This window comes from Kitasatospora sp. NPDC059146 (genome assembly GCF_042786665.1).
Taxonomy (GTDB): domain Bacteria; phylum Actinomycetota; class Actinomycetes; order Streptomycetales; family Streptomycetaceae; genus Kitasatospora.
In genome coordinates this window covers 22,234-41,896 of the sequence record NZ_JBHZCY010000085.1, presented here as the reverse complement: position 1 = coordinate 41,896, position 19,663 = coordinate 22,234, and the positions used below count along the sequence as shown (strand labels likewise).

17 protein-coding genes, 2 tRNA genes and 1 pseudogene are annotated in these 19,663 nt (G+C 76.0%); 6 read left to right on the top strand and 14 right to left on the bottom strand.

Annotation, left to right across the window (positions count from 1 at the left end; genetic code table 11):
• Window positions 1–34 precede the first annotated feature (34 nt).
• The 3 genes from ACFXPX_RS29570 to ACFXPX_RS29560 all read right to left on the bottom strand — a co-directional run bounded on the left by ACFXPX_RS29570 (window position 35) and on the right by ACFXPX_RS29560 (window position 1,287).
• A tRNA-Lys gene (locus tag ACFXPX_RS29570) sits at window positions 35–108 on the bottom strand.
• 68 nt (window positions 109–176) lie between these two features.
• Complete coding sequence (locus tag ACFXPX_RS29565; protein WP_380644055.1) at window positions 177–743, bottom strand: bifunctional DNA primase/polymerase; 567 nt, start codon at window positions 741–743, stop codon at window positions 177–179.
• Window positions 744–930: 187 nt separating this feature from the next.
• Window positions 931–1,287 carry a hypothetical protein gene (locus ACFXPX_RS29560; RefSeq protein ID WP_375883340.1) on the bottom strand — a complete coding sequence of 119 codons (357 nt, stop codon included), beginning with the start codon at window positions 1,285–1,287 and terminating at the stop codon, window positions 931–933.
• A 284-nt stretch (window positions 1,288–1,571) separates the two neighbouring features.
• Here ACFXPX_RS29560 and ACFXPX_RS29555 point away from each other — a divergent pair, with 284 nt between their 5' ends.
• On the top strand, window positions 1,572–1,880 hold the full coding sequence (locus ACFXPX_RS29555) for a hypothetical protein (RefSeq protein WP_380407075.1): 309 nt from the start codon (window positions 1,572–1,574) through the stop codon (window positions 1,878–1,880).
• Between the two features lie 14 nt (window positions 1,881–1,894).
• On the opposite strand, the gene ACFXPX_RS29550 is transcribed toward ACFXPX_RS29555, so the two are convergent.
• The 3 genes from ACFXPX_RS29550 to ACFXPX_RS29540 are packed head-to-tail and all read right to left on the bottom strand — an operon-like array spanning window position 1,895 to window position 6,122.
• Window positions 1,895–3,256 carry an AAA family ATPase gene (locus ACFXPX_RS29550; RefSeq protein WP_380527185.1) on the bottom strand — a complete coding sequence of 454 codons (1,362 nt, stop codon included), beginning with the start codon at window positions 3,254–3,256 and terminating at the stop codon, window positions 1,895–1,897.
• The gene (locus tag ACFXPX_RS29545) at window positions 3,256–4,878 is read right to left on the bottom strand and encodes a hypothetical protein (RefSeq protein ID WP_380644052.1); all 1,623 of its coding nucleotides are present in this window, start codon (window positions 4,876–4,878) and stop codon (window positions 3,256–3,258) included. Before ACFXPX_RS29545 ends, ACFXPX_RS29550 begins: the two co-directional genes overlap by 1 nt.
• Complete coding sequence (locus ACFXPX_RS29540) at window positions 4,875–6,122, bottom strand: hypothetical protein (RefSeq protein ID WP_380644051.1); 1,248 nt, start codon at window positions 6,120–6,122, stop codon at window positions 4,875–4,877. The genes ACFXPX_RS29545 and ACFXPX_RS29540 overlap by 4 nt, the downstream gene beginning before the upstream one ends.
• Before the next feature lie 153 nt (window positions 6,123–6,275).
• Here ACFXPX_RS29540 and ACFXPX_RS29535 point away from each other — a divergent pair, with 153 nt between their 5' ends.
• The gene (locus ACFXPX_RS29535; RefSeq protein ID WP_375883391.1) at window positions 6,276–6,932 is read left to right on the top strand and encodes a histidine phosphatase family protein; all 657 of its coding nucleotides are present in this window, start codon (window positions 6,276–6,278) and stop codon (window positions 6,930–6,932) included.
• A 40-nt stretch (window positions 6,933–6,972) separates the two neighbouring features.
• Here the strand turns inward: ACFXPX_RS29535 and ACFXPX_RS29530 are convergent, their stop codons facing one another.
• Window positions 6,973–8,616: a tetratricopeptide repeat protein gene (locus ACFXPX_RS29530; protein WP_380644050.1), complete on the bottom strand. Its 1,644-nt coding sequence runs from the start codon at window positions 8,614–8,616 to the stop codon at window positions 6,973–6,975.
• A 261-nt stretch (window positions 8,617–8,877) separates the two neighbouring features.
• Between ACFXPX_RS29530 and ACFXPX_RS29525 the strand changes: the two genes are divergently transcribed.
• The 3 genes from ACFXPX_RS29525 to ACFXPX_RS29515 all read left to right on the top strand — a co-directional run bounded on the left by ACFXPX_RS29525 (window position 8,878) and on the right by ACFXPX_RS29515 (window position 11,065).
• Window positions 8,878–9,393: a hypothetical protein gene (locus ACFXPX_RS29525; protein ID WP_380644049.1), complete on the top strand. Its 516-nt coding sequence runs from the start codon at window positions 8,878–8,880 to the stop codon at window positions 9,391–9,393.
• Between the two features lie 193 nt (window positions 9,394–9,586).
• Window positions 9,587–10,492: a spermidine synthase gene (locus ACFXPX_RS29520; RefSeq protein ID WP_380594012.1), complete on the top strand. Its 906-nt coding sequence runs from the start codon at window positions 9,587–9,589 to the stop codon at window positions 10,490–10,492.
• Between the two features lie 117 nt (window positions 10,493–10,609).
• On the top strand, window positions 10,610–11,065 hold the full coding sequence (locus ACFXPX_RS29515) for a GNAT family N-acetyltransferase (RefSeq protein WP_380594014.1): 456 nt from the start codon (window positions 10,610–10,612) through the stop codon (window positions 11,063–11,065).
• 70 nt (window positions 11,066–11,135) lie between these two features.
• Here ACFXPX_RS29515 and ACFXPX_RS29510 read toward each other — a convergent pair whose 3' ends face one another.
• From ACFXPX_RS29510 to ACFXPX_RS29490, 5 genes and pseudogenes are all read right to left on the bottom strand, one after another.
• On the bottom strand, window positions 11,136–12,080 hold the full coding sequence (locus ACFXPX_RS29510) for a hypothetical protein (protein WP_380644048.1): 945 nt from the start codon (window positions 12,078–12,080) through the stop codon (window positions 11,136–11,138).
• Between the two features lie 110 nt (window positions 12,081–12,190).
• Window positions 12,191–12,637: a DUF4442 domain-containing protein gene (locus ACFXPX_RS29505; protein WP_350504886.1), complete on the bottom strand. Its 447-nt coding sequence runs from the start codon at window positions 12,635–12,637 to the stop codon at window positions 12,191–12,193.
• Between the two features lie 165 nt (window positions 12,638–12,802).
• A tRNA-His gene (locus ACFXPX_RS29500) sits at window positions 12,803–12,878 on the bottom strand.
• A gap of 133 nt (window positions 12,879–13,011) precedes the next feature.
• Window positions 13,012–13,614, bottom strand: coding sequence for an oligoribonuclease (orn, locus tag ACFXPX_RS29495; protein WP_375883407.1), 603 nt, complete (start codon window positions 13,612–13,614; stop codon window positions 13,012–13,014).
• A gap of 847 nt (window positions 13,615–14,461) precedes the next feature.
• Window positions 14,462–15,470: pseudogene (locus tag ACFXPX_RS29490) on the bottom strand (helix-turn-helix domain-containing protein); the annotation flags it as partial.
• 986 nt (window positions 15,471–16,456) lie between these two features.
• Here ACFXPX_RS29490 and ACFXPX_RS29485 point away from each other — a divergent pair.
• The gene (locus ACFXPX_RS29485; protein ID WP_380527198.1) at window positions 16,457–17,317 is read left to right on the top strand and encodes a GNAT family N-acetyltransferase; all 861 of its coding nucleotides are present in this window, start codon (window positions 16,457–16,459) and stop codon (window positions 17,315–17,317) included.
• Between the two features lie 14 nt (window positions 17,318–17,331).
• Here the strand turns inward: ACFXPX_RS29485 and ACFXPX_RS29480 are convergent, their stop codons facing one another.
• Together ACFXPX_RS29480 and ACFXPX_RS29475 are read right to left on the bottom strand one after the other, a co-directional pair.
• Window positions 17,332–18,591 (bottom strand): HAD-IA family hydrolase, encoded by a 1,260-nt coding sequence (locus ACFXPX_RS29480; RefSeq protein ID WP_380644047.1) that lies wholly within the window; start codon window positions 18,589–18,591, stop codon window positions 17,332–17,334.
• A gap of 435 nt (window positions 18,592–19,026) precedes the next feature.
• Entirely contained in the window at window positions 19,027–19,497 is a 471-nt protein-coding gene (locus ACFXPX_RS29475) for a hypothetical protein (RefSeq protein ID WP_380644046.1), read from the bottom strand.
• Between the last annotated feature and the right edge of the window lie 166 nt (window positions 19,498–19,663).

Below are 19,663 nucleotides of genomic sequence, written 5' to 3'. Positions count from 1 at the left end.
CCCTTGCTCTCGCAAGGGGCCTTCCGGCTGTCTGTGCGCCGCCAGGGACTCGAACCCCGGACCCGCTGATTAAGAGTCAGCTGCTCTAACCAACTGAGCTAGCGGCGCCTGCTGACAGAGAAAACTGTAGCAGCGGCCGGCGGTCGAGCCAAAATCGAATACCGGCCGCCCTCCGTTCACCCCCGGGTCACCAGGACCGGTTCGGCCACGGCGCCGGTACCGGGCTCGCGCGCCGCCCGCACACAGGCCCACAGCACCACCGAGGCCCCGGGCAGCCAGGGCTCCCGCTCCTCCGGGGCGACGATCCAGCGGCCGGTGCCCCGGCCGGGGGAGTCCGGACCGTGCACCATCCGCTGCAACGGCGGGACGGTCACCGCGTCGCCCTTGCCGTGGCACAGCAGCGGCGGCACGTCCCGGGCCCACTCCTCCCAGGCCAGCAGCCGGCGCAGCCGGGGCGCGGTGCCGGGCCGGACGAACAGCAGGGTGCGCCCGCGGTAGGCCGCGACCGGGCCGCAGCCGGGGCCGGAGGCCCACAGCTCGTCCAGCACCCGGCGGCCGAACAGCGACGGCATGCTGATCACGTCGAAGGCCCGCCCGCAGGGCAGCACGGAGGGTGCCCACGGGCGGGCCTCCCACAAGGCGCGCATGCTGCGCGGGTACTCGCTGGCAGAGGCCAGCCAGGCCTCCCCGGCCACGGTGACGTACTCCACCGACTGGTGCGTCCAGATGTCCACGCCCAGCAGCCTGCGCCGTGCGCGCCCCCGGCGTGGTGGAAAGCCCCGTTCGCCGGACAGGGTGACGGGCGATCGCGTACCCTCCGCCGCTGGCATATGCCAGCGGCCGGGGAGGGTCTGCGGAAGGGGCCGGGGCGGGACGCGAGGGGCGGGGTTCGAGGGGCGGGGTTCGAGGGGCGGGGTTCGAGGGGCTGGGTCAGTCCTCGTGGCGGCGCGGCTGGATCAGGCCTCGGCCGTACTCGATCATCTTGGCCGCGTAGTCCGGGGTCCAGTCCGCGCGCTCGGCGACCTCGGTGTCCGACAGCGCGTCGAACCGGCGCGGGTCGGCCAGCTGTGCGGCGGCGACGGCCTGGAAGTCGGTGGCCCGCTCGGCGGCGGCCCGGAAGGCCAGGGCCAGCTCGGTGGAGCGGCGCAGCAGCTCGGCGGGGTCGTCGATCGACTCCAGGTCGAAGAATCGTTCCGGCTCCGGTTCGGCAGCCTGCGGCTCGAACAGGAGCTGCGCGGGGCGCAGGCGCCTGGTGGGCTCGGGCGTCTCGGCGGGGGAGTCGGGCATGGACGGACACCTCCGGGGTCTCGGTGAGGGAGGGCGGCGGGCTGCTCCGGGCCGCGCCGCCCGGTCGTGGCCGTCGTCCATTGTCTCGCGGCGGCGGCCGGTAGCGGAACGGTGCGCGTGCAGGCGCTATTCCCGGGCGCGCGCCGGGGCGGTGACCCGGGCGCCGCGCTTCCAGGTCGCATGCGAACCGGTTGTACCGGGTACGGCGGCCGCCCGGCGGGCCGGGAAGCACCCGCCGAGCGGCGGCCGTCGAGCAGCACCGTCCACCGAACCGGGAGTACCCCATGCGCGCACTGTCCACCGGCCTCCTGCTGGCCGCCGCCGTCCTCGTCCCGGCCGTCCTCGTCCCCGCCGCCCCGGCCGCCGCGGCGGAGACGGCGAAGGTCGTCACCGGGCCGCCCAGCAGCCCGGGCGGCACCTCCACGGCCACCTGCCCGAACGGCACCCACCTGACCGGCGGCGGCTACCGGCTCCAGCCCGATGCCGACGGCCCGGTGCGCGCCAGCGGGCCAACCGCCGACGCCACCGGCTGGAGCGCCCAGGCCGCGCACGGGTCCGTGGTGGCCTTCGCGGTCTGCGAGACCGAGGACTGACCGTCCACGACCGGCTACCTCAGCCGGACCCGGTGGCCGCCGAGGTGCTGGAGGACCTGGTGGTTGGCCTCCCAGCCGTCCGGGAAGGCCACCGGGACCCCGAGCTGGACCGGCTCGGTCGACGGGTGCTCGTCCAGCAGTTCGGCGATCCCGGCCCGGGCGACCACGATGCACGCGTGCCGGTGCCGGGAGGCGAGCACGCAGAGCCGGCCGGTCTCCAGGTGGAAGGCGGTCGCGTCGGGGCGCCCGGAGAGCGGGTGCAGCACCACGGTGACGTCGTACTCCCGGCCCTGCAACCGGTTCGCGGTGTCCACCGTGACGGCCGGCCCGACCGTGCCGTCCACCGGGACGCCCACCTTGAGCAGGGCCGCCCGGACCGCCGCCGCCTGGTCCCGGTGCGCCGTGCCGACGGCGATCCGGTCCGGGGTGAGCGGCGCCTCGCCCTGCTCGGAGCGGGCGGTCAGCCCGCGCTCCAGCAGTCGCCGCACGGCCGCCGCGACGGCCGCCACCGCCTGCGGGTCGGTCCGCACGGTGTGCCGGGCGGGCAGCTCCAGCAGCGCCCAGCCGTGCTCGGCCGCCCGGTCGATCACCGCGTCCAGCGCCGAGCCGTCCGGGCGGACGGCCGGGGTCAGCCCGCGGTCGTCCGGGCCGGTGCCGGAGCGGAACGGCGTGTACGGGTAGAACGCCCGGGAGATCAGCGGCGCCGCGCTGGCCGGCAGCCGCCAGGAGACCGGCAGCCGGTGCGGCTCGATCTGCGGGTTGTGCGCCAGCATCGTCACCACCGCGCTGCTGGAGGGGTCGTAGGACAGGCCCGCCCACTGCTCGGTGCCGACCACGGTGAACGGGTCCAGCTGGCCCGGGTCGCCGACGAACAGCGCCCGCTCGAACAGCCGGGCCACCGCCAGCAGGGCGTCCGAGCGCATCTGGTACGCCTCGTCGACGATCGCGTGCCGCCACGGCGCCTCGGCCCGCACCCACTGCCACTTCGCGGCGGTGGAGATCACCACGTCGTGCTCGACCAGGTCGGCGACCTTGTCGGAGGGCGTGACATTGGCGTGCCGGAGCACCTCCGGGCCGGGGCGGGAGTCCGCCGCGTGCAGTCGGCCGATCGTCAAGTCCGGTGCCTTCTCGGCCAGTCGGCCGACCAGGTCGTCCACCTGGCCGTTCGTCTGGGCGACGACCATCAGCCGCTCGCCGGCCGCCACCAGCTCCCGGGCCGCCCGCACCACCAGGGTCGACTTCCCGGCACCGGGCGGGGAGTCCACCACCACGCCGCGCGGCGCGCCGACCGCGGGGTGGACGGTGGCCGCCAGGATCCGGGCCACGGCGGCGTCGGCGGCCGCCCCCGGGGACTGCGCGTCGATCGGTTCGGCCATCACTCCCACTCCTCGACGGCGACAGCGGCGGTGGCGGACGGTGCGGTGGACGGCGGGGCCGGGGAGGCGCCCGGCGGGCCGCCGTGGGTCCACGGGGTGTCGTCCGGTTCGGGCAGCGGCGCGGACTGGCGGACCGTCAGCTCGAACAGGGTGAAGGTGACCGGTTCGCCGGGCTCGGGCAGGCTGCCCGGCTCCGGCTCCTTCTTGCGGCCCATGCCGGACAGCACCCGCAGTGTGATGGTGCCCTCGGCCGGGTCGACCGCCACGATCCGCGCCTTCTGCGCCGTAGGGCCGTGCACCCGGTGCGCCTCCCGGCCGAGGTCGGCGTGCGGGCGGTCGGTGGTGCGCAGGGTGACCAGCGGGCGCGGCTTGGGGGAGCGGCCGGTGGTGTCGTAGTCCGGCACCACCTCCGTCACCACCCCGCTGAACGCCTCGCCGGACAGCCGGTGTTCGGCCATCGCCAGCGGGTCGTCCAGGGCCTCCTGGACGTCCAGCCGGGCCTGCTCGCGCTCGCGCTGGGCGAGTTTGCGGGCCGCGGTGACGGCGTCGTCCTGCCGGGGCTGCGGGGGCTCGCCGGCCGCCAGGCGGTCCCGGTGGCTGGTGTAGGACCAGCGGTCGCCGGTCCAGCGCTCCTCCAGGTGGCCGGCCGGCGGCAGGGCGCGCAGCAGGTCCAGGCCCCGCCAGACGTCCCGCCAGGTCGGGAGGAGGACGGCGGACAGCGCCCGCTCCAGCTGTTCGACCGCCGCGCGGACGGCCGCCCGGGCGCGCTCGGCGGCGGCCTCGTCGCGCTGCTCGGTGCTGTGCTGCAGCGCGTTGACGGCCGCGTCGTAGCGGGCGATCGCCGGGGCCAGCACCCCTTCGTCGAAGGCCGGGTCGGTGGCCGGACCGGCCGGCGGGTGCACGAGTTGGCCGTGCTCGTCGCGGGCGGACTCGGCCAGTTCGGCCGCCCCGGCCCCGGTCAGCCCCGGCGGCGGAGCGTGCCAGGCCAGCCGGGCCGCCAGGTGCTGGTCCTCCAGGTGGCTCTGGCCGGTGGCCCAGTGCCGGGCGAGCAGGCCGGTCATCGGCAGCAGCAGGCTGGAACCGGGCACCTGGGCGCGGTCGGTGAGGTGGGTCAGCCAGCGGCCGAGCAGCGGCACCCGCAGCGGTGCCGGGTGGGGGCCCGGGTCGGCGTCCTCGGCGGTGCGGCGGAAGCGGGTGGAGCGGCCGATCAGGGCGAGGTGGTGCACGCCCCCGCCGTTGGGCACGATCAGCTGCGGCGCGTCCGTGCACAACTCCCGGAACACCTGGGTCTTCTCGCCGCTCTCCGGGTCCTTCTCGGAGCCCTCGATCTGTTCGACGTCCGTGCCGAAGGACTCCAGGTAGGGCAGCAGGTCGGCGGCGAGCGCGGCCAGGTAGTCGAACCGGAGCGTGCGGTTGAGCGGCTGCGGCACCAGGTGCAGCCGGGGCGCGTCCCGGTCGGTGCCCAGCAGGACGGCCAGCGGCGCGCCGGCCTCACCGGCGGCGGTCAGCGGGACGACCACCATCGGGCGCTCCGACAGGTGCCGGTGCCGGACGGTGGCCAGCGGCTCGGCCTGCCCGCTGCGGACGGCCTCCAGCCGGGCGAGGGTGGTCAGCAGGCTCATGCGGTCCCGCCCAGGGCTTCCGCGCGCAGGGCGGCGGCGTAGGCCAGGCGTGCGGCCGCCTCGTGCGCGCCGTCGCCGTCCCCGTCCCCGTTCCTGTCCTCGCTGGCCTCGCCGTCCTCGCCGTTCGAGCCCCCGGCGCCGGCCGCGGCGGCCAGGGCCTCGGTGACCGTCCGGAGGTCGCCCAGCTCGCCGCGCACGCCCCGGCCGAGCTGCTCGACCCGGTCGTCGCGGCGGGCCCGGGCGCGGCAGTGGAAGCCGAGTTCGCAGGTGGAGAGGCAGTCCGGGCTGTAGGCGGCGGGCACCGCCTCGACCGAGGCGGTCAGCTGTTCGGTGCTGCGGGCCGGGGCGCCGTCCTGGTCGGCGGCCAGGTCGAAGTCGGTGCCGGGCGGCAGCGCCTCCAGCAGCCGGCCGATGCCCGTCATCCGGCTCAACTGGCGGCGGGTGGTGGCCAGCTCGCGGCGGACGTCGACGGCGACCGCGGTCGGCCGGTTGCCGAAGTCCTTCGGGCAGACCAGCAGCACGGTGGTGCGGGGGCTGCCCGGCAGCCGCTGCTCGGTGTACGGGTCGTCGGCGAGCGGCAGCCCGGCGGCCGCGGCGGCGGCGTGCTGGAGCGCCAGCACGTACACGGCGGCCTGGCGGGCGGCGGCGCCGACCTTGGCCGGGTCCGCACTGCCGTCCAGCACCGGGAAGGACTTGATCTCGACCACCGTGCACCGCCCGCCGTGCACCACCAGGGCGTCCGGTTCCAGGTAGGCGGTGCTGCCGGCGACGGCGAGCCGCAGCATCGGGTGGTCCAGCAGCGTCCAGGCGTCCGGGTCGGCGGCGGCCCGGGCCAGCGCCTCGGCCGTCCGGTCGGCGCGGACGGCCGGGCCGGAGCGGTGCAGCAGGTCCGGGACCAGCAGCGGGGTGCGGTCGTCCGCGGGGACGCCGAGGTGGGCGCGGAGCGGCTCCAGCAGGGCGGCGTGGTCGTCCGCCTTCAGCCGGGACTCGAAGACCAGGCCGCGGGCGATCGCGAACGGGGACTGCCCGAAGGGGGCGGGGCGGCCGAGCCGGGCGGCCAGCACCGACTTGTCCACTCCGGCCGCGTCCAGGACGGCGCGGCGGTGGCAGCCCGGATTGGCGGCCAGGGCGGCGAGGGAGCGGGCGTTCAGACTGCGCTGCGGGGCCGGTCCGCGCAGCTCGGCGAGCCGCAGGGCGAGCGGCTCAGCGGGCCCGCCGAGCGGGACGTTCGTCGAGACGTTCATGGTGCGGCCCAGTGTCGCATCCGGGTCCGACAACGCGGTGCGGACCGGGCGGCCGGGGCCCGCGATCGTGGCCGCCGTGCCGGTGGGGGATCATGGAGCCCGGTGCTCAAGGGTGAGACCGACCGTTGACCGCCCCGTTGCGAGGAGCCTGCCATGCCCGCCCGAATCGTGCTGGTCCGCCACGGTGAGACCGAGTGGTCGGCCACCGGCCGTCACACCGGCCGCACCGACATCCCGCTGACCGAGGAGGGCCGGGCGATGGCCCGGGCGCTCGGCGCCCGACTCGCCGAGGCCCCCTGGAACGGCCTGCCGGACGCGCTCGTCTACACCAGCCCGCTCGGCCGCGCGAAGGAGACCTGCGCGCTGGCCGGCTTCGGCGACCGCGCGGTCGACCGCCCCGAACTGCTGGAGTGGGACTACGGGCAGTACGAGGGCCGCACCGGCGCCGACATCCGGGCCACCGACCACCCCGGCTGGCTGATCTGGCGCGACGGCGTGCCCGGCGGCGAGAAGCTCTCCGACGTCGCCGCCCGGGTGGACGCCTTCCTGGCCGGACTCAACGAGGAGCACGGCGTCCCGGAGTCGGACACCACCGAGATGCACTGCGCCGACCGGGACGTCGTCCTGTTCGCGCACGGCCACCTGCTGCGCATCCTGGCCGCCCGCTGGCTGGGCCTGCCGCCCGAGTTCGCCCAGCGGTTCAAGCTCGGTACGGCGGCGCTGTGCGTGCTGTCCTGGGAGTACGGCGCCCCGGCGGTGGAGGTCTGGAACGACCTGTCCCACCTGGAGGGGCTGAACGCGGGCCACTGAGGCCGGTGGTGACGACCCGTCACGGCGGTCGTCGGTCCGCTCAGGCCGCCGCGGCCCGGTCGTAGCCGATCAGGAAGCGGCGGACCTCGGCGACCGAGGCGTGCTGCCGCAGCCGCCCTGCGGTGTCCGCCAGCATGCTGCGGATCCGGGCCGAGCGGACCTCGCCGAACAGTGCGACGGCGGCCGAGCCGTGGTGCGCCGCCCCCGTCAAGTCCCCCCGGCCCAGCCGGTCGTGGGCCAGTTCGGCGGTGTACAGCACCCGGTTGCGGACGAAGTGCGGCTCCTGGAGCGCTATGGCCAGCGCGGCCTGCTCGCTGGCCCGGTCCCAGTCCTCCAGGGCGGACCAGCACTGCGACTGCAGCCCGGCGATCTCCGCCTCGCCGAAGAAGGACATCCACTCCGGGTCGGTCTCCGACGGCCCCCGGTCGAACAGCGCGTAGGCCCGGCCGATCGCGCGTTCGCAGGCGGAACGGTCCCGCAGCACGGCCCAGGCGCCGGCCTCGCGCATGGCGAGCAGGGCGAGCAGCCGGGCGGAGTCCACCTCCCGGGCGGCGGACTGCCCGGCCTGTGCGGCGCGCAGCGCCTCGCGCGGGCGTCCGGCGTCCCGGGCGAGGAAGGCGCTGTTGCAGAAGACGTGCGCCTCCAGGGCGGAGTCCCCGGCCATCCGGGCGGTGGCGAGCGCCTCGGCGTAGAACGAGCGGGCGTCCGCCAGCCGGTTCGAGTCGTGTGCCAACCAGCCCACCGAGATGGCCAGTTCACCGGCCCCGGCCTGGAGCCGGCGCTCGGTCTCGGCGCTGTACTCGCCCTCGTTGAGCAGGACGTAGGCGGTGCGCAGGGACTGTCCGGCGAGTTCGTACAGGGCGTCCGCGCCGTGGGCGTCGTCGGCCAGTCTGATGTCCCGGACGGCCTGTTCGACGCCGAACACCTCGGCGGCGCCGACCTTGCGCAGCGGCGGCACCGGCCCGGGGCGCCCGAACACCACCGGATCGGCGCCGTGCAGTGCGGGCGCGGTGAACTCCGCACCGGGGAAGGCGGATCGGCCGGGCGCCGGGCCGAAGCCGGGGCCGGTGGCGGTGACGGCAGGGGCGGCCGGGCCGGCGGCGGCCGGCCGGTCGATGCCGATCACGGTGGCCAGCGCGGTGGTGCCGCCGGCCAGGAACGTACGGCGACGCACGTCGTCGTTCTCCTCGTCGAGATAGGGCGATCCATCGGGCCCCCTGGGCACCGCGCCGGCCATCGGCCACGGGGGCCCGTCCGGAGCGGTTGGATCCGCGTACGGCGAGGCAGCGTACGGGAGTTGAGTGGAGAGTGGTGAGCGCGGGGCGGGCAGGGGCGGGAACGGTGGATGGACCGGGAGGTGGAGCGCGGCCGCCCCGGCGGACGCCCCGCCGCCGTTCGCCGAGCGGCGGCGGACGGCGGTGCGGGGGGCGAAGCCGAGGTCGGTGAGCGTGCATCCCGGCCACATGTGCCGGAACACCCGCTCGTAGGCGTAGTTGGGGCAGCGGATCTCACCGGACTCGACCCGTCCGACGTAGCGGGCGTCGCAGGACACGTGCTCGCCGATCTCGCGGGCGGCGCGGCGGACGGCCGTGGCGAACTCGCCCGGTGAGCGGTCGCCGCGCAGTGCGCGCATCACGGTGTTGGGGGACGGTCGGTTCGGCTCGGCCGGTGGGGTGGCTGCCATGGCGCCGAGAGTACTCGGAGTCACCGGTCGGACACATTCGGTTGGTGCGATATCTCCGGTCAATCCGGTGCAAAGCGGGCATTGTTGTCGGATATCCGCCATGAAATGCCATGCCTTGCTGTAATGCGCCCCGTGGCCTCCGGCGGTCCCGCGGCGTTGTCCTGATACGTGGAAGCCCAGGCCGTCCCCCCGGCCCGTCCCCGCCCCGCGGCCCCACACCCGGCGGCAGGGCTTCCGAACCGACGAGGTACAGGAGGGCCCATGATGGCCACCGGACTGCCGCAGCACCGACCCGTCGCCGGGGGCGTGCTCGCCGCCGCCGTCCCCGCCCTGCTCCCCGACCCCGCCGACGACCGGTTCCCCGGCCGGGGCCCGGTCGAGGGCGGCCAGGGCTCCTGCGGCGGACTGCGCCGGGACGCCGTCGTCCCGGCCGAGGACACCCTCCTCACCGGCTGCGACACGGTGACGGTCGCCCTGCGGCACGGCCTGGAGGCCGTCGACATCCTCAGGCTGCGCCGCGCCTGCGGGGCCGTCCTGCAGAGCCGCAACGGCAGCACCGTCTCCTTCCTCGTCCCGGCCGGCACCTGGGAGACCTGGCACCTGCCCGGCAGCTCCTGTACGGCCGGCGCCCTGGTGCCCGGCGCCACCGACCCGCGCTGGGTGATCCCGCCCACCGGAACCGGCCGCGCCACCCGCCCCACCGACGCCTGGGTGCTCCGCTCCGCCCTCTGCGAGGCCGCCTGCACGCTCACCGCGGGCGGCCTCGGCCCGTTCTAGCGGGCGTGCCGCGCGGATCAGGCCGGGCCCGTACGCCTCCGACCGGATCCCCGTGGCACGCCCCCGGACCAGGGGCGCCCGCTCGGCGGTGACCTGCCCGGACACCTGCCCGTGTCGCCGTCCGGCGACTCCCGGCCCGTGTCGCCGTCCGGCGACTCCTGGCTCCTGTCGCCGTCCGGCGATAATGGCCTCCATGGGACGAAGCAACAGGGCCGCGCGCAGCCCCGAACCGGAGCTCGCCACCGGCGCGGACGGCCGTACCCACGCCCAGGGGCCGCTGACCCGCCAGGTCGGCTCCGGCCTGGCCGAACTGCGCCCCGACCGCGACCGCCCGCACGCCTGGACGCTGCTGGTGGACGGCGCCCCGCAGTCCCTGGTCGACCTCGCCGACCCCACCCACCTGGGCTTCGAGTACCAGCGCCGGCTCGGCCACCTGATCGACCTGGTCGCGCCGCCCGGCCGCCCGCTGACCGTCCTGCACCTGGGCGGCGGCGCGCTCACCCTGGCCCGCTACGCGGCCGCCACCCGGCCGCGCTCACGCCAGCAGGTCGCCGAGATCGACACCGCGCTCACCGAACTCGTCCGCGCCGAACTCCCCCTGGAGCGCGGCTGGCAGATCAAGGTCCGCGGCGGGGACGCCCGCGACGTGCTGGAACGCACCCCCGAGGGCAGCGTCGACCTGGTCATCACCGATGTCTTCTCCGGCGCCCGCACCCCGGCCCACTGCACCACGGTCGAGTTCACCACCCTCGCGGCCCGTGCCCTCGCCCCCGGCGGCTGGTACGCCGCCAACATCGCCGACGGCGGCGCGCTGCCCTTCGCCCGCTCCCAGGTCGCGACCCTCGGCGCGGTCTTCCCCGAGCTGGCCCTGACCGCCGACCCGGCCGTGCTGCGCGGCAAGCGCTTCGGGAACCTCATCCTGGCCGCCGCCCACACCCCGCTCCCGATCGCCGACCTGACCCGCCGGGTCGCCTCCGACGCCTCCCTCGGCCGGGTCGAACACGGCCGCGCCCTGGCCGACTTCACGGCCGGCGCCACCCCTGCCACGGACGCCACCGCGGCGCCCTCCCCGGCGCCGCCGCCGGGCGTCTTCCGCTGACGGTGCCGGTGCCGGTGTCCTCCGGTGCCGTCCGTCGTGCGGTAAATCCGTTGGTGTGCGGTCCGGTTGCGGCGCACACTGGCCGCAGCCGGACCGCTGTCGACGCGAGGGGGCCGCATGCGCATCCGATCCGCCCGCCCGGACGAGGCGGAGCTGCTCACCGCCATCGCCCTGCGGGCCAAGGCGTACTGGGGTTACGACGAGGCCTTCATGGCCGCCTGCCGGGAGGAGTTGACCCTGGACGCGGCCGCCGTCGAACGGGCGTCGACGCTGGTGGCCGAGGAGGGCGGCCGGGTGCTGGGGTTCGCCGCGTTGAACGGCGCCCCGCCGTCCGGCGAGCTGGACCTGCTCTACGTGGAGCCGGACCGGATCGGCCGCGGCGTCGGCCGGGCCCTGTTCGAGGAGGTCCGCGACCGGGCCCGGGCCCTCGGCCTGCGCCGCTTCACCGTCGACGCCGACCCGAACGCCGAGCCCTTCTACCTGGCGATGGGCGCCGTCCGGATCGGCAGTACGCCGTCCGGCTCGATACCCGGGCGTGAACTCCCGCTGCTGGCGGTGGAGCTGGGGCCCTGAGCCCTGACTCTTGACCCCTGACCTCTGGGCCCTGACCTCTGAACCCTGAGCCCGCGCGGCCGGGGGCGGCTCAGTGCCCGCGCGGCAGGCCGCGGTGCTTGAACATCGCCGCGCCGGTGAGCAGCAGTCCGGCGGCGATGGGGGCCAGTACGGCGGTCGCGGTGGCGGTGCCGTCCTCCGCGGCGGTCACGGTCGCGGTGTCGGCGAGGGCGAGGGCCTCGGGCGTCCCGGTGCCCGCGGGGGCGGTCGGGGTCGCGGCGGGGGTCGCCGTACCGGCCGTTCCTGCGGGTGCCGTCGAGCCCGGCCCCTCGTGCGCCGCGGCTTCCCGGACGAGGGGTGTCCCCACCGCCCCGGCCGTTCCGGGCCGGTCCGGCGCGTTCGGGTCGTCGGCGCCGGTGGTGCGGCCGGACCGGGGGCGGGGGGCGACCGGCAGTGCGGCCGGTTCGCCCTCGCGGGAGGCGCGGGTCCCGGTGGGGCGGTCCTGGGCGGGGACACCGCCGAGCAGACCGGAGGCGAGGGCGAAGGCGTCGGGGACGGCAGTGCCCTGGCCGGGCAGCGGCAGCCCGCCGGCCCGGATGCGCTCCTGGAGGACACCGTCGACCACCCCCGCGGCCCCGTCGGTCGGGCTGCCCGCCGGCTCGCCGCCGGTCCGGGCGCCGCCGGTCCGTTCACCGTCGGCCGGTTCGCCGCCGCTCGGTTCGCCGACCGGACCGGGGGAGCGGCCGGGGTCCGCGCCGCCGTGCTGCCCCGGCCCGACCGGGCGGACGGCTGACGGCCCGTCGAGCGCGGGCCCGCCGTGCGCGGCCCGGCGGACGGCCGGCCGGGGCTGCTCCGAGGGGGGTCCGGCGGTGGCCGCGTACGCGCCGGGGGCGCCGACGCCCCAGAGCTGGGCGAGCAGGGCCCCGCCGGCGGCGACGGTGCGCGGGCGGGGCAACCACCGGGCGGCCGCTCGCCGTGCTTCGGCGACACCGCGGGCGGCGGGTTCCTGGGGCTCGGTCGCGTGATTGGCTCGCACGTGAGTTGAGAACGAGCGGGCGGGCGGTGAGGTCACGGCCGCCGTCACGGACAGTCATCGCGCAGGTGGCCCCGGGGCGCTGTCCCCCGGGGCCACCGACCGCGCGGCGGTCAGGAGTTGGGACGCAGGGTCCAGGTGACCGTCATCACACCGGTGACGGCGCCGTCGGCGCGGGTGATCTCGACGGTGACCGGGAACTCGGGGCGGCCGCCGGCGTCCAGCTCGGCGACCACCTCGGCGGCCGGGCGGCCGAGCACGGCGGTGGCGGTGACCTCGCCCATCGCCAGCTTCTTGTAGGCGATCTCGGCGTTCACGGCGAGCGGCACGGCCCGGGAGAGCTGGTCCCCGAAGGCGGCCAGCACGATGCAGCCGCTGGCGGACTCGGCGAGGGTGAACATCGCGCCGGCGTGCGGGCCGCCGACGTGGTTGTGGTACGCGGGCTGGTCGGGCAGCCGGAGCACGGCGCGGTCCGGGGTGGTCTCCAGGTACTCGAGCTTGAGGGTGTGCGCCATCGGCACGGTGGCGTCGAGCATCTGGCCGATCGAAGGAGTGGTCATGGCGACGATGTTACTAGCCGGTAGCTTGTTGCGGCAGGGGCGGACCGGAAAACCCGGACCGCCGGGCACAACTGAGCCCACGCCCGATCGGAGAACGCGAGACGATGCGAGAACGCGAAAACGCCCGAGGGGCCGATCTCTTGAAGAGATCGGCCCCTCGGGCTCTGGGGTGAGTAACGGGACTCGAACCCGCGGCCACCTGGACCACAACCAGGTGCTCTACCAACTGAGCTATACCCACCATCTGTCCGGTCCGTTCCCGCTTCCGCGTTCCCGTTCCGACAGGAAGAACTGTACAGGATCCGAGAGGGTGCTCGCGCCGGGGTTCCGTCCCGGCCGACGGCGGCACCCCCTCCGACCCCGCGACGACCCGGTCAGTCGGTCGCGGCCCGGTACTTCTCCGCGATCCCGCGCGCCGTCTCGGCGTCCGGGCCGGGCTGCGGCACGAACACCGCCTCGCGGTAGTAGCGCAGTTCGTCGATGCTCTCCCGGATGTCCGCGAGCGCCCGGTGGTTCCCGCCCTTCGGCGGGCTGTTGTAGTACGCCTTCGGGTACCAGCGGCGGGCCAGCTCCTTGATCGAGGAGACGTCCACGATCCGGTAGTGCAGGTGCTTCTCCAGGGCCGGCATGTCCCGGGCCAGGAAGCCGCGGTCGGTGGCCACCGAGTTGCCGCACAGCGGCGTCTTCCCGGCCTCCGGCACGTGCTCGCGCACGTACGCCAGGACCCGCTCCTCGGCCTCGGCCAGGGTCACGCCCTGCTCCAGCTCCTCCAGCAGGCCGGAGGAGGTGTGCATCGCGCGCACCACCTCCGGCATGTTCGCCAGGGCCTCCGCCGGGGGGCGGATGATGACGTCCACGCCCTCGCCGAGGATGTTCAGCTCGGAGTCCGTCACCAGCACCGCGACCTCGACCAGGGCGTCCCGGTCGAGGTCGAGGCCGGTCATTTCACAGTCGATCCATACCAAACGGTCATTCACGCAACTCACCCTACGGCGCGATCACGCGCCGCGGGGACCGGAGGAGCCGACCGGGGTGCCGGAGCGCAGCCGTCGGCCTGGTGCTCCTCCGCCCCGTCGTGCGTGCCGGGGCCGTCCGGGCGCTCGCCCTCCCGGCCGGTGCGGACCGGGTGGCCCTCCCGCCCGGGGCGTGCCTCGCGCGCCGCCCGTGCCCCGTCCGCCGCGGTCACCCGGGCGCCCGGTGCGCGGACCTGGGGAGCCCGCGCCTGCCGGCCCCGGAGCTCACCCGCCCCGGTCGCCGGCTGACCGGCGGCACCCGTCGGAACCCGGCCGCCCGGGGCACCGTGCGCCCGTCCGGCCGCGCCCGGCTCGTCACCGGGGCGCCCGTCCGCGCTGCGGTGCCCCTGGCCCTGACCGCGCGCCCCCGGCTGGGGGTGGCCGTCCTCGGCCGCCGCGTGCTCGGCGGTGCGCGGCGGACGCCCCGCACCCGGACCGGCCTGCGGCGGCACCAGCGGCGACCGCACCGGACCGCGCGCCGCACCCTGCTGCCCGGGGTGCGGCTGCTGCGCGGCCTGCTGGTGCGGGTACGGCTGGCCCGCCCGGCCGTGGAAGCCCTGGGCGGCCGGCGTCCCGGCCTGCCCCGGACCGTACGGACCGGCCTGTCCGTGCGGCACCTGCTGTCCGTGACCGACCGGCTGCCCGTGCTGGCCCGGCTGGCCGGCCTGCCCCTGGGCGCCCGGACCGGCCGGGTACGGGTGGCCCTGCGGCCCGCCGTGCCCCGCGCCGCCGAACAGCCCGCCGCCCGCCGCGGCCGCCGCGTGCGACAGGGCGCCGGGCAGCCGGATGTCGGCCGCCGGGGTCGGCGTCTGCTGCCCGGGGCGGCGCGCCCGGTAGCTGGTCCGGTACGCGGCCGGGGAGACCCCGAGCTGACGGCGGAAGTGCCCGCGCAGCGCGACCGGCGACCGGAACCCGCACCGGCGCGCCACGTCGTCCACCGACAGCTCCGACGTCTCCAGCAGCCGCTGCGCCTGGAGCACCCGCTGGGTGATCAGCCACTGCAGCGGCGCACTGCCGGTGAGCGTGCGGAAGCGGCGGTCGAAGGTGCGCCGGCTCATGTAGGCACGGGCCGCCAGCACCTCGACGTCGAACTGCTGGTTGAGGTTCTCCAGCGCCCAGGTGACGACCTCGGCCAACGGGTCGTTGCCGATCTCCTCCGGTAAAGACTGATCGATGTACTGGGCCTGTCCTCCGCCGCTGCGGCGACTGGGCACCACCAGGCGGCGGGCCAGCGCGTTGGCGGCCTCGGCGCCGTGGTCGCTGCGCACCACGTGCAGGCACAGGTCGATGCCGGCGGCGGTGCCGGCCGAGGTCAGCACGTCGCCGTCGTCCACGAACAGCTCCCGCGGGTCCACGTGCACCCGCGGGTACCGCTTGGCCAGGGTCGGCGCGTACATCCAGTGGGTGGTCGCCGGGCGGCCGTCCAGCAGGCCGGCCGCGGCGAGCACGAACGCACCGGTGCAGAGGCCGATGATCCGCGCGCCCTCGTGGTGGGCCTTGCGCAGGGCGGTGATCGCCTCGACCGGGGGCGGCTGGGAGATCGAGCGCCAGGCCGGTACGACGATCGTGCCGGCCCGGGCGAGCGCCTCCAGCCCGTACGGAGCGGAGAGGGTCAGGCCGCCCGTGGTGGCCAGCGGTCCCTCCTCCCCGGCGCAGACCAGCAGTCGGTAGCGGGGCACCCCGGCGTCCTGGCGGTCCACGCCGAAGACGGAGAGCGGGATCGAGCTCTCGAAGATCGGTGCGCCGCCGAAGATCAGCACCGCGACGGTCTCCCGGCGGCGCCGGCCGGACAGCTTGCGCGGGGAACCGATGGTCGCCAGCGCGCCCGCGGAGCCGTTGCCGCCCGGGGCGCCGTGGCCCAGCGGGCCGTGGCCGGGGGCGGTGCCCAGGGCCAGGCCGCCGCCGCCGAGCGGGCCGGCGCCGGAACCGTTCAGCCCCGGGGCTGCGCCGGTGGCGGGGTAGGCCGGGTGGCCGGGGTAGCCCGGGTAGTCGCCGTAGGGCTGCGCGGGGCCGCCGTGGGGCTGGCCCGCGCCGTGCGCCGCGCCGTGGCCGGGGTTGACGGGGCCTCGGCTGACGGGCTGTCCGGCGGGGTTCGGGTAGCCACCCGGGTACCCACCCTGGTACCCGCTCTGATGCCCGCCCGGGGCCGGCTGCGTGCCGTACGGGGCGGGGCCGCCGTGCTCGACCGGGGAGTGGCCGGGGGCTGCGGACGGCACGGCGGGATAGGGGGAGTGCGAGGCGTGGCCCGAGGGGCTCGGGATGCCGGAGGCGCGGGTGGTGGCGGCGATCGCGGAGGTGCCGGTGCTTCTCACGGGCCGACTCGCGGTGCCGGTCGGCGCCTGGCCGCTGTCAGGACCCGCGTCGCTCCTGCTCACCCTGCTCAAGGCGCTCAAGCCCCCTCGGTGGTGTGGTGTGGGTGGTGCGGCACTGCTGGCCAAGATCGAAATCTATCGGGTGGACCGTTGCCGTTGTGACAAGTTCACCATCCGACGCTATGTCGACATGGCAATTTGGCGTGATGCATTCGATCACGAAGCGTGGCACCCGTCGACCCTTCTGGGAAGAGGGCCGGTACAACGGTGGCTGGTTGTCGCAGGACGGTTCCTGGGGTGTCCGGCTTCCGGGCGCCCGGTCGGCGGGTCTGGGCTGCGGATTTGCCCAAGGCGGAGCACGTGGCGCGAAATTGACCGAAAATCGGCGGTGCACGGGAGGGCGCACGGGCACCGGCCGTGCGCCTCCCAGGCTTCATCCGGCCAGTGCCAGGACGGGCGGACCGTTACCCCCGCGGCCCGGCTACGTTCCTGCCGTGAACACCGACCGCCGGCTCGAACAGGCCAACGACAACGCCGCCGCCTTCTGGCTCGCCCAAGCCCGTGCGCACGGCTGGCACTCCCGCGTCAGACCGGGCCTCACGGCCGTCCGCTGCGCCCGCACCCCGGACGACTCCCAGCGCTTCGTGGTCACCCGCCCCTACGCCGAACCAGCCGTGTTGGAACGGCAGTTGGCCGAGCTCCAGGCCGAGTGGGGCACCATCCGCTTCACCCTGGAGGACCCGTACGGCGGGCTCGACCTGACCCACCTCGGAGCCGTCCTGATGCCGCTCATGCCGGTGATGGCCCGGGAGCCCGGACCGGTCGGCGGTGTGACCGCCGCCGGCTCGGTGGCCGACGGCCCGGCGGTCGACGGCGCGGCGGTCGACGGCCCGGACGCCGGGCTGCCCTTCGTCTCGACGGCGCACGACGGCGCCCTCCTGACGGTTGATGAGGCATCGGATGGCGACGCCCTCGCGCTGGTGGAACGCATCGTCGTGGACGGTTTCCCGCTGCCCGCCCGACAGCCCTGGACCCGCGGCGAAGCCCTCCCGGAGCGGCTGCTCGCCGAACCCGGCTGCCGGGCCTGGCTCGGCCGCGTCGACGGAGCACCGGCCGGTGCCTGCCTCACCTACGACGACGGCACCGCCACCGGGGTGTACTGGGTGGCCACCCTGCCCGACCAGCGCGGAAGGGGCGTGGCCCGGGCCGTGCTGGAGGCCGCGCTGACCCATGCCCACCCGGACCGCCCGGCCACCCTGGTCGCCACCTCGGTCGGTGAACCGCTCTACCGCAAGCTCGGGTTCACCGGACAGGGTCCTACCTGGTGGTGGACCAGGACCTCACCGAGAGGCTGACCTGCGGGCCCGCGCTACCCGGCGACCGCCGCGGCGACCACGGCGACGACCTCTGCGACGGCGGGCGCCACGGCGAACACCGTACGGGCAGGCCCCGTCCCACCCGTCCCGTCCATATCTCCTGCCCCACCCGCACTGCCCGTACCACCCGTTCCACCAGCACCTTCGGCTCCACCCGCCCCACCAGCCGCGCTGCGGAAGGGGGTTGACCGCCCCGGCGCGAACGACCGGTCGCGGTTCGCGCCCGGCTCCGCCCCACCGCCCGTCCGCAGGTCCCCGGCCGCCCCGGCGTCCGGCCCCCGGCGCGCTCCCGGGCGTTGGAGGCCGTCGGCGATCGCGGCAAACCCGCCTGATCGGTTTCGGACACCGGGCCCGGCCCCGGCAACCGGGGCGACGGCCGTCCCGACGCTCACGGGAACGGGCGCACTCGGACCCTCCAGGGCGGTCGCCGTTGCACGTGCGCCGGTCCGTGCGCCGAGTTGCGCCGTCGCACGGGCGGGCACGGTGGCCGCCTGCTGCCGCCCGGACCCACCCGCGCGCACCCCTGGCCGGGCGCCCGTGCGCGTGGAGGGCGCGTTGCGTGCGGAGGGTGCGTTGCGTGCGGAGGGTGCGTTGCGCGCGGACAGCACCAGGCCGACGGCCTCCGGGATCCCGGCCGCTTTCAGTGTGGGCCGGTAGCCGTTCTCCGCCCACGGCCGGCCGTGGTGCAGCCAGACGCTGCGCAGCCCGGCCAGTTCGGCACCGGCGATGTCGGCGGGCGCGTGGTCCCCGACCATCCAGGTGTGCGCCGTCCAGTCCCCGGCCGGTCGGATGCCGCACCGCCGGGCGGCTATCTCGAAGATCAGCGGGTCCGGTTTGACGCAGTCGGCCTCCTCCGAGATCACCCAGCCGTCGACCAGCGGCCCCAGCCCGGTCCGCCGGATCTTCTCCAACTGCGGCCGGGTGCCGCCGTTGGAGACGATGCCGAGGGTCCACCCGGCCGCCCGCGCGGTCCGCAGCGCCTCCACCGTCCGGGGCGGGCAGTGGATGTGCGAGTTGATGCCGCGTCGGAAGTGCGCGAGCAGGAACTCGGGCGAGGCGTCCAGGCCGTAGCGGCGCCGGACCGCGGACAGTACGGTGCTGCGCGGCACGTAGCCGCCCCCGTCGAGGGTGACGAACCAGTCGAGGTCCCCGGGCGGCAGGTGGTGTTCGGACAGGAAGTCCCGCGCCCAGGCCCGGAAGGCGGCGTCCCGGGGGAGCAGCGTGTTGTCGAGGTCGAACAGGAGCAGCGGCATGCCGAGCATGGTGCCAGCGGCCCGGCCCATGCACCTGGCAAATGCCAGACCGCGTCGCGAAGCCGTACGAAGTGGCTGAAAGGACCCGGACACCGGATGGACGGGGCGGGCCTGGGCGGGCCGGTGAGCAGGCCGGGATCCGTGGGACGTAACGGTTGGCGACATTCCGCAACGGATCGTCGCCAATCCATGACAGTCCGGTCACGGTGTCCGGCGGGCCTGTTGCGCCACTGGGCCCGCTCAGTCAAGCTCCTTAGAACCTCCGTTCTGGAGGGGGGCGCGATCGCCTGCGGGCAGGGCGCACTGCCACGGCGGGCGCATCCTCCTTTCGCGGGAACAACGCCGCTCCGGGGCTTCGCCGCTGGGCCGGGCCCCGTGCTCGTCGTACTCTGAAAGGAACAGGTCACATACGGTGCTGCGCGTCGCCGACCGACGTCATCCCGTGGGCGGGCCTGCTGCCCGGGCAGCGTTGTCCTCCTCTCCTGTCGGCCCCTCTCCCTTGAAGAGCCGTGAGCCATGGCTGGTTTTGAGCCTTCCCGACCGGTCGAACCGGACGCGCCCCACAGTGCGGGCGCAGGGCCCCGGGGAGACGGCGCCCGCACCCACCTCGACCCGTCCGGCGTGCGTGACGACGACCGCGTCAACGAGCGCGACGACGCGCGTGACGAGCGTGTCGAGCCATGTGTCGCCGAGCTCGACGACCGACGCATCGGCGAACAGCGCGGCGAGCGGCGCGGCGAACTGCCTGGCGGGCAGCCCGAACAGCATGCGGACGGCAGTGCCGCCACCGGCCGCGATCCTGGCGCCGACCTCGACCTCGACCTCGACCTCGACCTCGACCTCGACCTCGACCCCGGTGCCGGCACCGGTGCCGAGGTCGGCGGCCGTGCCGACGGTTCGGCCCACCCCGACGGCGGGCCGGACGGCGGATGGGCAGGCGCCGTCGGGACGCCGCGGCCCGCAGCCGCGAGCCCTGGGCGGGCCGAACCCCACGCCCTGGTGCGCGCCCTGCGCGGCCTCCGGCGCGGCGGCCTCTCCAGGCGTGACCGTCCCGGGCCGCGCCAGCGCCGTG

What these genes read in the sequence shown, in the direction of transcription:
- ACFXPX_RS29560 (WP_375883340.1), bottom strand. Translation starts at nt 1,287, where the DNA reads ATGCCCGACTCCCCCGCCGAGACGCCCGAGCCCACCAGGCGCCTGCGC.
- ACFXPX_RS29555 (WP_380407075.1), top strand. Translation starts at nt 1,572, where the DNA reads ATGCGCGCACTGTCCACCGGCCTCCTGCTGGCCGCCGCCGTCCTCGTC.
- ACFXPX_RS29550 (WP_380527185.1), bottom strand. Translation starts at nt 3,256, where the DNA reads ATGGCCGAACCGATCGACGCGCAGTCCCCGGGGGCGGCCGCCGACGCC.
- ACFXPX_RS29545 (WP_380644052.1), bottom strand. Translation starts at nt 4,878, where the DNA reads ATGAGCCTGCTGACCACCCTCGCCCGGCTGGAGGCCGTCCGCAGCGGG.
- ACFXPX_RS29540 (WP_380644051.1), bottom strand. Translation starts at nt 6,122, where the DNA reads ATGAACGTCTCGACGAACGTCCCGCTCGGCGGGCCCGCTGAGCCGCTC.
- ACFXPX_RS29535 (WP_375883391.1), top strand. Translation starts at nt 6,276, where the DNA reads ATGCCCGCCCGAATCGTGCTGGTCCGCCACGGTGAGACCGAGTGGTCG.
- ACFXPX_RS29530 (WP_380644050.1), bottom strand. Translation starts at nt 8,616, where the DNA reads ATGGCAGCCACCCCACCGGCCGAGCCGAACCGACCGTCCCCCAACACC.
- ACFXPX_RS29525 (WP_380644049.1), top strand. Translation starts at nt 8,878, where the DNA reads ATGATGGCCACCGGACTGCCGCAGCACCGACCCGTCGCCGGGGGCGTG.
- ACFXPX_RS29520 (WP_380594012.1), top strand. Translation starts at nt 9,587, where the DNA reads ATGGGACGAAGCAACAGGGCCGCGCGCAGCCCCGAACCGGAGCTCGCC.
- ACFXPX_RS29515 (WP_380594014.1), top strand. Translation starts at nt 10,610, where the DNA reads ATGCGCATCCGATCCGCCCGCCCGGACGAGGCGGAGCTGCTCACCGCC.
- ACFXPX_RS29505 (WP_350504886.1), bottom strand. Translation starts at nt 12,637, where the DNA reads ATGACCACTCCTTCGATCGGCCAGATGCTCGACGCCACCGTGCCGATG.
- ACFXPX_RS29480 (WP_380644047.1), bottom strand. Translation starts at nt 18,591, where the DNA reads ATGCCGCTGCTCCTGTTCGACCTCGACAACACGCTGCTCCCCCGGGAC.